Origin of the sequence: Lichenicoccus sp. (assembly GCF_965276875.1) — a bacterium.
In the GTDB taxonomy this organism is placed as follows: Bacteria; Pseudomonadota; Alphaproteobacteria; order Acetobacterales; family Acetobacteraceae; genus Lichenicoccus.
The window spans coordinates 320,875-332,670 of sequence record NZ_OZ255701.1; the positions used below are offsets into that span (position 1 = coordinate 320,875).

Consider the following 11,796-nt stretch of genomic DNA (forward strand, 5'->3'; position numbering starts at 1 on the left):
GCCGCACCCAGCGCCCCGGCGGAGGACGGCCCCTGGATACGAAACTGCTGGTGGCCCTCGGCGGCATCATCGTCGCGGCTCTGTCGACCGAACTGAACCAGTCGCTGTCCTCGATCCTGCTGGGTGACATCGGCGGCGGCCTCGGCATGAGCCACGACTCCGGCACCTGGTTCGACAGCCTCTATCTGTCGGCCGAAGTGTTCGGCATGGCGGTCTCGCCCTGGTTCGCGGTGACCCTGTCGCTGCGTCGCTGGAGCCTGTTCGTGATCGCGCTCACCTGCGTCTCGACCGTGTTCATCCCGCTGACCAGCAACCTGACCCTGCTCTATGGGCTGCGCACGGTGCAGGGTCTGTGCGGCGGCCTCACCATCCCGCTGCTGATGACCACGGCGCTGCGTGCTCTGGGGCCGCAAATCCGCCTGTTCGGCCTGGCCGCCTACGCGCTCACCGTGACGTTCTTCCCGAACCTCTCCGCCGCGATCGCGGCCTTCTGGGTGCAGAACGGCGCCGGCCCCGGCTGGCCCTTCGCCTTCTACGAGGCGGTGCCGCTTGCCGCCATTGCCGCGGTGCTGGTGTGGCATGGCATGCCGCAGGACCCGCGGCACTACGAGCGTTTTGCCAAATTCGATTGGCGGGGTGCCGCCCTCGTGCTGGTCGGCCTGGGGTCGCTCAGCACGATGCTGCAACAGGGCAACCGGCTCGACTGGTTCAATTCGCGGATGATCTGCGTGCTGGGGCTGGTCGGCCTCATCAGTGTGCCGCTGCTGATCCTCAACGAATGGTTCCACGAGCTGCCGTTGCTGAAATTCCAGATGCTGGGCCGGCGCAACCTCGCCTACGGGCTGATCGCCCTGATCCTGTTCGTCATTATCGCGGAGTCGGCGTCAACGATCCCGAACGACTATCTGGCTCAGGTGGCCGGAATCCGTCCGGAGCAATCCTACCCGGTGACCGCGCTGATCGCGGCGGCGCAACTCCTGCTGCTGCCGGCCATGGCGCTGCTGCTGAACTACCGCTGGGCTGATGCGCGCGTCTTCAGCTTTGCCGGCCTCGCCTGCATGCTGACCGCCTGCATCGGCGACAGCTTTCTCACCAGTGTCTGGCAGCCGGGCCAGTTCTTCCTGTGGCAGCTGTTCGCCGCCTTTGGCGAGGCAATGGTGGTGATGCCGCTGCTGATGATGGCGACCAACAGCGTCACCCCGGACGAGGGGCCGTATGCCTCCTCTTTGGTCAATACGCCACGCGCCATCGGCCAGGCTGTCGGCGTCTGGCTGCTGCAACTCGTCCAGCACTGGCGCGGCGCCCTGCACACCGAGCGGCTCGCGAGCCAGCTCGGCCTGGACCGTTTCCGTCTGCGGCTGGGCACGAACCTTGGCGGCATGACGCGCACGATCGAGCAGCAGGCGGCGGTGCTGACCCTGAGCGATGCGTTCCTGGTGATGGCGGCCCTGATCGTGGCCTTGATGCTGGTTCTGCTGGTGCTTCCGGTGCGGACCTATCCGCCCAGGATCGTTTTTGCCGACAAATAGGAGCCGCACGCATGGCGCAATCAGGCGAACCGGACGACGCGCCCAAGCCAAAGCCGCGCTGGCCGTGGGTCGCGGCGGGTGTGGTCGTGCTCGGCTTCGTCGCCGTCGTGCTCGCCATCGTCTTCGTCCCCAGCAGCACGGTTTGGACCGACGACGCCTACGTCATGGTGCATTATGCCTCGGTCTCGCCGCGGCTGTCCGGCCAGATCGTCGCGGTCGCGGTCGACGACAACGACAGCGTGCGAGCCGGCCAGCTCCTCGTGCAGCTCGACGATCGCGACCAGCGCACCTCAGTCGCGCGGGCGCGGGCGGCCTTGGCACGCGACGCCGCGCGTTACCAGGATGCGCTCGCCAACGTCGCCCGCCAGCCGTCCTTCATCGCCCAGCAGGACTCCAATGTGCTTGCCATCGAGGCGCAAATGACCCTCGCGCGCGCCAACCAGGGCCGCTACGCACGGCTCGCACGCACCGGCGCCGGCACCCAGCAGAGCCGGCAATCGGCGGACGCGACCCTGGCCGAGGACCAGGCCCGGCTCGCCGGCGCGCACGCCTCCGCCGACGCCGCGCGCCACCAGATCGAGGTGCTGCGAGCCACCAGCGAGGCGGCGCACGCCACCATCGCCGCCGACCAGGCGCAGGTGCGCCAGGCACAGCTCGACCTCTCCTACGCGCAAATCCGCGCACCCCTTGACGGCGTCATCAGCGAACGCAGCGTGCAGGTCGGCGACTACGTCACCCCGGGCAGCACCCTGATGACGGTGGTGCCGCTCAACCGCGTCTATGTCGTGGCGCAGTATCGCGAGGTGGCGCTCAAGCATGTGCAACCCGGGCAGCACGTGCGCATCCATGTCGATGCCTACGACATCGTCCTTGACGGCGTCGTCCAGGGTGTGCCGCCGGCATCCGGCGCGATCTATTCGCCGCTGGCGCCGAGCAACGCCACCGGCAACTTCACCAAGATCGTCCGCAGGCTGCCGGTGAAGATCCTGGTCGCGCCGAACCAGAACCTGGCCAGGCTGCTGCGCGCCGGCCTGTCGGTGGAGACCACCATCGACACCCATTTCGCCGATGTGGTGGGCCGGCAGGCCAATACCGCCACGCGTGTCACCGCACACTAATGCGCGACGCATTCAGGGCGGTTGCGATCGCGCTGGCGCTCGCCGGCTGCACCGTCGGGCCGGACTACCACCCGCCCATGGTGGCCAGCCCGCTGCAATGGGGCCGCGAACCCGGACACGTTGCCGGCCGCACCGATACCAACCCGATCGATGCGCAATGGTGGGAAAGCTTCCGCGACCCCGAGCTGTCCTCCCTGGTCGAGCGGCTGGCCGCACAGGACATCGACCTGATGACCGCCGCCGAACGGGTGCGCCAGGCCGAGGATGAGCGCGAGGTCGTCCGCGCCGAGGGACTGCCGCAGCTCGACGAGAAATCGAGCTACATGCATCAGCGCCAAAGCCCGAACGGCTTCGTCTCGCTGGTGCAGCCGGCACCGTTCGCGCCGCTCACCTACGATCTCTGGCAGAATGCTTTGTCGGCCTCCTGGGAGCTCGACCTGTTCGGCCGCGTGCGCCGCGCGGTCGAGGCGCAGCGCGCCAACATCGCGGCCATGATCGCCGCACGGCATGCGGTGGCGCTGGACGCGCTCGCCAACCTCGCCCAGGACTACATGCAGTATCGCGGCACCCAGGCGCGCATCGCCATCACCCGTCGCAACCTGGTGCTTGCCCGGCGTGACCTCGCTCTGGTGCTCAACCAGTTCGATAACGGCGTCGGCACCACGCTCAACGTCGCCCGCGCCCGCGCGCAGGTCGCAACCGAGGCGGCGAACCTGCCGACGTTGCGGGCCGAGGCGGCAAGGCTGGTCAATGCCATCGGGCTGCTGCTCGCCGAGCCGCCACGCGCGCTGCAGGCCGAGCTGGCGCCGGCGAAGGCCTTGCCAATGGCGCCGCCGTTGGTGCCGATCGGACTGCCGGCCGACCTGATCCGACGCCGGCCCGATATCGCCGAGGCGGAGGCCCGGCTGCATCGCGCCACCGCCCAGACCGGTGTGGCGGTCGCCTCGTTCTATCCGGACGTGAGCCTCACCGGCCAGTTCGGCGCCCAGGGCCGGATCATCGGCAACGCCTTCTCCCTGCCCGACCGGGTCTTTGCCATCGGCCCCTCGGTGGACCTGCCTTTGTTCAAGGGCGGCCGCCTGATCGGCACGCTGCATCTGCGCCGCTCGCAGCAGCGCGAGGCGGCATTGGATTTCCGTCGCACGGTGCTGCGCGCCTGGCGGGACGTCGATGACGCGCTGACCGCCTATGCGGAGGCCCAGCAACGCCGTGTCGAGATCGCCGCCGCCGAGCGGCAGGACCGCATCGCCCTCGGCGCCGCGCGCCAGAGCTTCGCGCTCGGCGCCATCGACTTCCTCAACGTGATCAGCGCCGAGTCCGCCCTCCTGGCTGACCAGGGCGCATTGGCCCGCAGCGACACCGAGACCGAGACCGACTTGGTCGGGCTCTACAAGGCACTTGGCGGCGGCTGGCAGGTGGTGGGCACCACTCATACCGGCAGCCCTCCGGGCTGATCGGTATGCGCGGGGTTGGCGGGGCGGCCACGCGCAAGAAAGAACTCTGATATCGGTCGCCCGAAAGGGCGACGGGTATCAGAACGGCTTCAGCAGCCGGCCCAGATAATCGAGTTCCTGGGTCGGGCGGGTGCGGTCGCTATCGCGCTTGCGCAGCTCGTTCTCGATCGCGCGTGCCCGCAACTGCTGGAACTTGTCCGGAACATGGGTGTCGCCGTCATCGGCCTGCGGGCCGCTCGCCACCGGCCTGCCGAGCGGATCGCGCGGGCCTGACTGCTCGCCGCCATCCGCCTCATCCTGACCCGGCTGTTCGCCGCCGCTGCCGCTCGCCATGCCCGGCATCAGCGCAGCACCCGGCATCAGCGCAGCACTGGCGCCGGACCCCGAGGAGAGCATCTGCTGCATCTGCTGGCCGCCCTTTTGCAGTGCTGCCAGCGCCTGCTGCTGCGCCTGCTGCGCCGGCTGGTCGCGTCCGGTGGACAGCGCCTGGCGGGCGGTGTCCATGTTGTGCCGTGCCTGATCGAAACCGCCCGGCTGCTTGCCGGTCAGCGCCCGGAACTCCTCGCTTAGGCCGCCCAGGGCGCGGGCCAGCGCGTGCTGCATCTGCGCCTCATCATGGCGCTCGGCCCGTGCTGCCGGCGTCTCTGGCAGGCTGGAATGTGGGGTGGCCTCGATGTCGCCGGGCGGAATGCCCAGCCGGCGCAGCAGTTCCGCCGTCTGCGGGTCGACACCGGGGGGCGCCTGCGCGCGTTCGGCCCGTTCCTGGGCACTGCGTCGCGCCTGGGTCTGGTCGAGCAGGGCGGCCTGACGGTGGATCAGGTCGCGCAGTCCCTCGGTCTGCTCGCGCACCTCTCGCTCGGCTTGCGCCTGGGCCTGTGCCTGTTGCAGGTCCCGCGGCGTGGCGGCGCGCATATGGTCCAGCATCGCCTGCATCTGCGCCAGCTTGCGCATCGCCGCACCAGTGTCGCCGTGGGCTGCGTCGTCGCGCATCTGTTGCAGCATGCGTGCGAGGTCGCGGCCGCTCAGCATGCGTGCGTCAGGCATCGGCGGCAGCACGGTATGCGTGCGCGCCGCCTCCTGGGCGAGTGCCTGCATCTTGCGCGCAATCGCCGCCGATAGCGCCTGGATACGACGTTGCAACTCGTTTTGCTCCATGGGCGACTGGCCCTTGTCGCCCAACGCCCGCATATGCTGGAGCTGCGCCGTGACCGCCTGCTGGGCGGCGCGTACGTCGGTATTCGCGCGCGCCATATCGCGGTCGTTATGCAGCCCGTCCTCCAGCGCCAGCGCCAACTGCCAAAGCCGGCTGGTGGTCCCGTCGATCGCGGTGCTGTCGGAGGCGTCGTCGTCGCGCAGCAAGGCCGCCACCGCGACCAGATTGAGGAACAGGCCGCTATCGTCGGCGAACTGCCCAGGCGCGCCACCCAGCGCCTCGAGATCGTCCGCCGCCTCCACCCGGGTCTCGCGACCGAGGGCCAGGCGCTTGCGTGTATCCAGCACCGCGCGCGCCAGCGGACTGCGGAAGCGGCGCGCCGGAAGGGTAAAGCGTGCCTCGCCGCTCCGCAGCTGATGCCCAGCGCGATCGGTGGCGGTGAGATCGGCCACGACCGCCTCGCCGGCGCGCGGATCGGCGGTGAGATCAGGCAGTGCCACGCCATGCCCCTGGCGTGTGTCCGGCGCGATCGGGATCGGCACGCTGAGCGGTAGCAGCGCGCCGGCCTGTCGTGTGCCAGGTTGGGACCGCGCCAGCCGGATCGACGCATCGAGCCGAGTGACGCCATACGGGTCCGAGACGCGCCAGGGCAGGCGGGTGCGCCAGGCCTGCCGCGACGGGCCGGGCTTGCCGTCCCAGGCCACGAGGCTTGGCGGCAGCGGCGTCACCCGCAAGGTCCAGTCGGCCAGGCGGCGCCCGTTGCCGCGTAGCGACAGACGGATGCCGTGTTCGAGCGTCGCGTGCAGGCTCCAGCTTCCTGGCGCCAGACGAACAAAATGCGGCGTCGCCGCCGCGGCCGCCTCAAGGCTGCTGATCGACAGACCAGGTGCGCCCTTGAGACCGGTCAGGCTCACCTGCAGGACCGAACCGGACGGCATTGTGCTCTCGCCGTGCGGGTCGTTCAGGAAGACCGGCGAAGATTCGGCATAGAGCGGGGGCGTAATCCACGCCTGCATCCCGGGTGCCGGCCCCGGCAAGGTAAACACGCCCGGCAGGAAGCCCGAGGCGAGCCGCATGCCGCCGCCGGCACCTGCCAGGGTCCAGCTCAGCGCCAGCGCCGCCAGCAGCCCGAGCGTCAGCCGTCCGGCCGGATAGCGCCACAGCCCAGGACGCGGGGTGCCGGCGCGCAGCCGGTCGAGCCGCCGCAGCGTGCGTGCGCGATGCGCCTGCCAAGCCGCCTCGCGTGCCGGGTCGGTCGCACCCGCGGGGCGGTCGGCGAGCGTTTGCAGCGGCCGGTGGGCCAGGCCGGAGTGCTGCTCGATCCTGCGGTCGATCGCAGCCGCCGGCGACGCCGGCATGCGGCCCAGCACATGCCAGATCCGGCTGGCAGCAAAGCCGCCGAGGGCGACCACCACCGCCACCTGCAACCAAAGCGGCAGCGCCTGCGGCAACGCCAGCTCGGCCAGCACCGCGAACCCGCAGAGTGCGACGGCGGCCGGCAGCAGTTCCGGCCAGCCACGCTCGACCGCGAGGCTACGCGCCGCCCGCCGGCGGGTCCGCTCCAGCGGTGTCATGCCCCGACCCTACGCGGCATGATCCAGTCCGGCACGATCTCGTCACGCCACAGTGCACTGATCTCCTGCCGCGGTCGGATCGTGGTCCAGCGCGTCCCGTCCACAAGGGCCTGAGCGGCCAGCGGGCGCGCATTGTAGGTCGAGCTCATCACCGCGCCGTAGGCGCCGGTATCAAGGATCGCGACCCGGTCACCGACCTGCAGCGGCGGCAGCATGCGGTCGCGCGCGAAGCTGTCGCCGCTTTCGCACACCGGGCCCACCACGTGTGCTCCCCGCGGCGCCGCGCTGGCCCGCGAGGCAGACAGCGGCAGCAGCCCGTGCCAGGCCTCGTACAGGCTCGGCCGCAGCAGGTCGTTCATCGCGCAATCGAGGACGATGAATGGTGGCTCGCCCGCGCCCTGGCGCTTGACCAGGACCACCGAGCCGAGCAGCAGGCCGGCCGGGGCCACCAGCCAGCGCCCAGGCTCGACGACGAGCAGCAGCCCGAGGTCGCCGAGGGTGGCGCGCATCGCACCGGCGAGGGCACGCGGCGAGCCTTCGTCCTCGTCGCGGTAGGAAACTCCCAGGCCGCCGCCGCAATCGACGGTGCGCACCGCATGGCCGCTCTCGCGCAGGCCGACGACCAGGGCCGCAATCCGCGCGAAGGCTTGGCGGAACGGCGTCGGCGCGGCGATCTGGCTGCCGATATGCACGGCCAGCCCGACCGGCTCCAGGCCGGGCAGTGCGGCCGCCCGCGCATACAGCGCCAGCGCGTCACCGTAGGCGATGCCGAACTTGTCCGAGGCGCGGCCGGTGGCGATCTTGGTATGACCACCGGCATCGATGTCCGGGTTGACGCGAAGCGCCACAGCCACCCGCCGGCCCATCGTGCCCGCGATCCGCGAGAGCAGCTCGATCTCCTCGGCGCTCTCGACATTGATCTGGCCCACACCCTCGCCGATCGCGAGGCGCAGCTCGCCCGCGGACTTGCCGACCCCGGAGAACACGATCCGCGATCCCGCGATTCCGGCCATCCGCGCGCGCCGTAGTTCGCCGCCGCTGACCACATCCGCCCCGAAGCCCTCCGCCGACAGGATGCGCAGCACCGCCAGATGGTCGTTGGCCTTGACCGCATAATGCACCGCCGCATCGAGGCCGGCGTCGTCAAGGGCCGCACGCAGCCGGCGCGCACGCGCGCGTAAGGTGCCGGCGCCGATCACCCAGGTGGGTGTGCCGAGCGCATCAGCGATCGCCGCCAGCGGCACCCCTTCCAGCAACAGACCGCCCGCGACCCGCATCGACAAATGCGGACGCCGCGCCAGCAACTCGGCCACGGTCGGATCGGCGCCCAAAGGCTGGTATGCGTCCATGCAACGGAGGATATCGGGCCGCCCCGGGACTGTCCAAGTCGCCTTGATCTGCCTAGCCTGACGCATGACCGATCCAATCATTACGGCCGCCGTGGCTGCCCGCCTTGCCGCCCACGCGCCCTACTCGCGCTTTCTGGTCGGTGCCGCCCTGCGCTGCGACGACGGCTCGATTCACGCCGGCTGCAACGTCGAAAACGCCGCCTACCCCGAGGGCGTCTGCGCCGAAGCAAGCGCGATCTCGGCCATGGTGCTGGCCGGCGGCAGACGCATCACGGCCATTGCGATCGCCGGAGCCGGCCCGCGTCCTTGCACGCCGTGCGGCGGCTGCCGCCAGAAGCTGAGCGAGTTCGCTCTACCAGAAGCGGAAATCCTGATGGTCGACGAGGCTGCCACGGTGCTTATGCGCAGCGCGCTCGGTGAGCTCTTGCCTTACGCATTCAACGCCGCAGCGTTTGCGGCAAGGGACTCTGCTCTTGATAACAGTTGATAACTCAGCCACAATGCAAGTGAGATTTCGCCGGGAGCCGAAGCATGATGAGCGCGGACTTGGGACAGCAGCTTGAGACCTTTGTCACTCGCCTGGTGGAAACCGGGCGCTACGGCTCCAAAAGCGAAGTGCTGCGCGAAGGTGTCCGGCTGATTCAGGATCGCGAAGTGCTGCTTGCTACACTTGATACGGTCATCGAGCGCGCCCTGGCAGACTCCGACGCGGGAAGGGGGAAACCAGCCGATGAGGTTTTCGATAGTCTGCAAGCCAAATACCGGTCAATGGCAGGCAAGCCATAGGTGCTTGTCCGCCTGACGCCAGGTGCCGAAGCCGATCTTGAAGCCATCGGCGATTACATTGCTCAGGACAACCCTCTCCGCGCCGCGACGTTCGTTGCCGAGATTAGGCACAAGTACAACAGCCTGGTGGATATGCCGCTCGGCTTCCCTCTCATACCACGATACGAGCACCGCGGAGTCAGGCATCGCGTGCACGGCAGTTATCAGATCTTTTATCGCACGGTCGGCAACCCGGTCGCGCGGGTCGACATACTTCATATTATCCATGCGGCGCGCAATTATGCGGCAATCCTGTTCTGAAGGCCGATTGAAACAATACCGGGCGCGTATTGCCGTCGAGAGCGGGATGTTTGCAAATTGAACTTACGCCCCGCGAGGTCATCGGCCTGACCCACGCCATGGTAACCTTTGCCGTCTCCTCTGGAGCTCTCATCCTCATGAGTATCGTAACAACGATCGTACTCTTCTGCCACGATGAGCAGAACTTTCGCGGAGAGGTCAACGCCTGGCTGCAGGAGCGGCACTATCAGCTGCTGGGCGACTTGCGGCCGTTATTCAACGGCAGCAAGGCGCCGGAAATCCATGCGTATGGAGCGGCATACAATATGTTTCCGGACGGAGAGTTTATCGAGCTCGTTTGTTCTCGCAGGTGGGAGATTCCTGAAGACGTCCTGTTGGTTGTTCGACCGCAAGACGCGCCTCCGGCCACTTACCGGCCGTAAGCGCCGCTGGATGGCGGCCCGACTTCAAAAGGATTGGGGCGCTGCCGAGTTGTAAATGAGGGGCGCAGTGCCGGGCCACAGCCGGTTCAAAGAAGCTTGGAATGGGCGTCGCCATCGCCACCTAAGCTGATTGCCTTGTCGCGATGGCGGCGTTGAGGGGCGCAGTCGTGTAGGAGCTGCCGAGAAGGCGGTGCCACGGGACGCGCGGCCTGTGCGAAGTGGATGATGGGGCCCAGCCGGTCGATCGCTTTGAGCTGCTCCGGCTCGTCGGCGAAGCTGCGGCGGTAACGGGCGTCGTCGAAGAGGGCGTGGGTTCGGGCGAACTCCGCGTGGCCGTGCTGCAGGTAGTGCGCGAGCGGGTCGATCCCAGCGGCGGCCACGTCCGGACGCATGCGCAGGTAATAAGCGGGATCGAACAGCGGATGCGGGCGACAACCCTGCCGCCAGCCATGCACGACATAGTGCAGCAGCGGGTGTTCGATCAGAGGTCCCGCCTGGGGATTGCTGCGACGGTAATAGGCGGCGTCGAACAGCGGATTCGGGGAGAGGTCCGCGAGGTGGCCGACAGTGAGAAAATGCAGCAGCGGCGGCTGCCCATCGAGGTCGCCCGGCGCGAACTGGGCCAGGTAATGGGCTGTGTCGAAGAGCGGATGCGGGTCGGGCGTGCCGTGGCGCAGATAGTGCAGAAGCGGCGGCGTGTGCGGGGATGGCGGGAGTTGGGCCGCGTAGAAATGCGGGTCGAACAAGGGGTGCGGGGTGCGGTTCTCATGCAGCCCGAACGCGAGGAAATGTTGCAGCGGGTCGATCCCCGCCGCGGCCACGTCGGCATAGCGATCGAGGTAGAACGCGCGGTCGAACAGCGAGGCGGGGATGTCGTCCATGGCGCAATTTTGCGCCCCGGGTCTTAAATCAGCGTTAAAGCGGGCGGGCAACCTTGCAGGCGAGGGGCCGTTTCCTGTGCACACAGGCGGGAGGTAGGGCAATGCCCACAATCGAGACGAAGGACGGCGTGCGGCTGTTCTACAAGGATTGGGCCGGCAGTGGCGATGCCGCGGGCAAGACGGCCGTGTTCGTGCATGGCTGGCCGGTGAATGCGGACATGTGGGAATACCAGATGACCGCGCTCACCGAGGCCGGCGTGCGCTGCATCGCCTATGACCGGCGCGGCTTCGGGCGCTCGGAGCAGCCGGCGGCAGGCTACGACTACGACCACTTCGCCGACGACCTGGCGGCGCTGCTTGAGCAGCTCGACCTGCACGACGTGACGCTTATCGGGTTCTCCATGGGCGGCGGCGAGATCGCGCGCTATCTCGGCCGGCATGGCGCCGGACGGATCGCTCAGGCGATCCTGGTCTCGTCGGTGGTACCCTTCCTGTTGAAGACGCAGGATCATCCCGAAGGTGCGGATCGCAGCGTGTTCGACGGCATGGTGGCGGGATTGCGCGAGGATCGTCCGCACTTTCTCGCCGAGTTCGCCCGCGGCTTCTTCGGTGTCGGCATGCTGAGCAAGCCGGTCTCGACGGAGGCGATGCAATGGACCCTATGGCTGGCGATGCAGGCCTCGCCGATCGCCACGATCCAGTGCGTGCGCGCCTTCTCGGAGACGGATTTCCGCGGCGACCTCGCGGCCTTCACCATTCCGACCCTGGTGATCCACGGCGATGCGGATCAGACCGTACCGGCGGCGATCAGCGGCAAGGCGGCGGCGGCGGGCATCAGGGCCTCGATCTACACGGAATATCCCGGCGCCCCGCACGGTCTCTATCTGACCGAGAAGGAGCGCCTCTCGCGCGACATCGCGGCCTTCATTCTTCGCTGAATTGCATCGTCAGGCGGTTCGGGTTCACCCGAATTGCATCGACGATCCGCCAGCCTTCGCCGCTTTGGATGAGAGACTCGATGACCTCCGGGTCGTCGAGGAACTCCGCCTCGCCGTAGGCGCCGAACGGGTGGATGACGATGACGCCGTGCAGGCCGTCAGGAGAGCAGATCGGGGTCGCCATCGGCGTCCGCTCCAGAGCAACAGGAGTGCGGGAATATTCGGCTGTAGAGCCGCCTGCAGGTTTGCCCGGCCGGCCGGTCCGGGGGTGCCAGCGCGATCTCGTTGTCGG

The 11,796-nt window shown here is 68.4% G+C and carries 12 protein-coding genes; 8 read left to right on the top strand and 4 right to left on the bottom strand.

Features of this window, described 5'->3' with window-relative positions:
* Positions 1 to 50: 50 nt before the first annotated feature.
* Genes ACQY4K_RS01645 through ACQY4K_RS01655 form a run of 3 tightly spaced genes read left to right on the top strand, consistent with a single transcriptional unit; the run spans position 51 to position 4,101 of the window.
* Complete coding sequence (locus ACQY4K_RS01645) at positions 51 to 1,529, top strand: MFS transporter (protein WP_428392865.1); 1,479 nt, start codon at positions 51 to 53, stop codon at positions 1,527 to 1,529.
* Positions 1,530 to 1,540: 11 nt separating this feature from the next.
* Positions 1,541 to 2,647, top strand: coding sequence for an HlyD family secretion protein (locus ACQY4K_RS01650; RefSeq protein ID WP_428392866.1), 1,107 nt, complete (start codon positions 1,541 to 1,543; stop codon positions 2,645 to 2,647).
* On the top strand, positions 2,647 to 4,101 hold the full coding sequence (locus ACQY4K_RS01655) for an efflux transporter outer membrane subunit (RefSeq protein ID WP_428392868.1): 1,455 nt from the start codon (positions 2,647 to 2,649) through the stop codon (positions 4,099 to 4,101). The genes ACQY4K_RS01650 and ACQY4K_RS01655 overlap by 1 nt, the downstream gene beginning before the upstream one ends.
* Positions 4,102 to 4,179: 78 nt before the next feature.
* Here ACQY4K_RS01655 and ACQY4K_RS01660 read toward each other — a convergent pair whose 3' ends face one another.
* A complete protein-coding gene (locus tag ACQY4K_RS01660) occupies positions 4,180 to 6,828 on the bottom strand; it encodes a DUF4175 domain-containing protein (protein WP_428392870.1) in 2,649 nt (882 codons plus the stop codon).
* Positions 6,825 to 8,177 (bottom strand): diaminopimelate decarboxylase, encoded by a 1,353-nt coding sequence (gene lysA / locus ACQY4K_RS01665; protein ID WP_428392872.1) that lies wholly within the window; start codon positions 8,175 to 8,177, stop codon positions 6,825 to 6,827. Before lysA ends, ACQY4K_RS01660 begins: the two co-directional genes overlap by 4 nt.
* Before the next feature lie 64 nt (positions 8,178 to 8,241).
* Here lysA and ACQY4K_RS01670 point away from each other — a divergent pair, with 64 nt between their 5' ends.
* The 4 genes from ACQY4K_RS01670 to ACQY4K_RS01685 are packed head-to-tail and all read left to right on the top strand — an operon-like array spanning position 8,242 to position 9,685.
* On the top strand, positions 8,242 to 8,664 hold the full coding sequence (locus tag ACQY4K_RS01670; RefSeq protein ID WP_428392873.1) for a cytidine deaminase: 423 nt from the start codon (positions 8,242 to 8,244) through the stop codon (positions 8,662 to 8,664).
* A 44-nt stretch (positions 8,665 to 8,708) separates the two neighbouring features.
* On the top strand, positions 8,709 to 8,963 hold the full coding sequence (locus ACQY4K_RS01675; protein WP_428392875.1) for a type II toxin-antitoxin system ParD family antitoxin: 255 nt from the start codon (positions 8,709 to 8,711) through the stop codon (positions 8,961 to 8,963).
* Positions 8,964 to 9,263, top strand: a complete 300-nt coding sequence (locus ACQY4K_RS01680; protein ID WP_428392877.1) for a type II toxin-antitoxin system RelE/ParE family toxin — start codon at positions 8,964 to 8,966, stop codon at positions 9,261 to 9,263.
* Between the two features lie 50 nt (positions 9,264 to 9,313).
* Complete coding sequence (locus tag ACQY4K_RS01685) at positions 9,314 to 9,685, top strand: hypothetical protein (RefSeq protein WP_428392879.1); 372 nt, start codon at positions 9,314 to 9,316, stop codon at positions 9,683 to 9,685.
* A gap of 86 nt (positions 9,686 to 9,771) precedes the next feature.
* Here the strand turns inward: ACQY4K_RS01685 and ACQY4K_RS01690 are convergent, their stop codons facing one another.
* Positions 9,772 to 10,566: a hypothetical protein gene (locus tag ACQY4K_RS01690; protein WP_428392880.1), complete on the bottom strand. Its 795-nt coding sequence runs from the start codon at positions 10,564 to 10,566 to the stop codon at positions 9,772 to 9,774.
* 101 nt (positions 10,567 to 10,667) lie between these two features.
* On the opposite strand from ACQY4K_RS01690, the gene ACQY4K_RS01695 reads away from it, so the two are divergent.
* Positions 10,668 to 11,504, top strand: coding sequence for an alpha/beta fold hydrolase (locus ACQY4K_RS01695; protein ID WP_428392882.1), 837 nt, complete (start codon positions 10,668 to 10,670; stop codon positions 11,502 to 11,504).
* Here the strand turns inward: ACQY4K_RS01695 and ACQY4K_RS01700 are convergent.
* Positions 11,491 to 11,688 (bottom strand): hypothetical protein, encoded by a 198-nt coding sequence (locus ACQY4K_RS01700; protein ID WP_428392884.1) that lies wholly within the window; start codon positions 11,686 to 11,688, stop codon positions 11,491 to 11,493. The genes ACQY4K_RS01695 and ACQY4K_RS01700 overlap by 14 nt on opposite strands.
* Positions 11,689 to 11,796 lie beyond the last annotated feature (108 nt).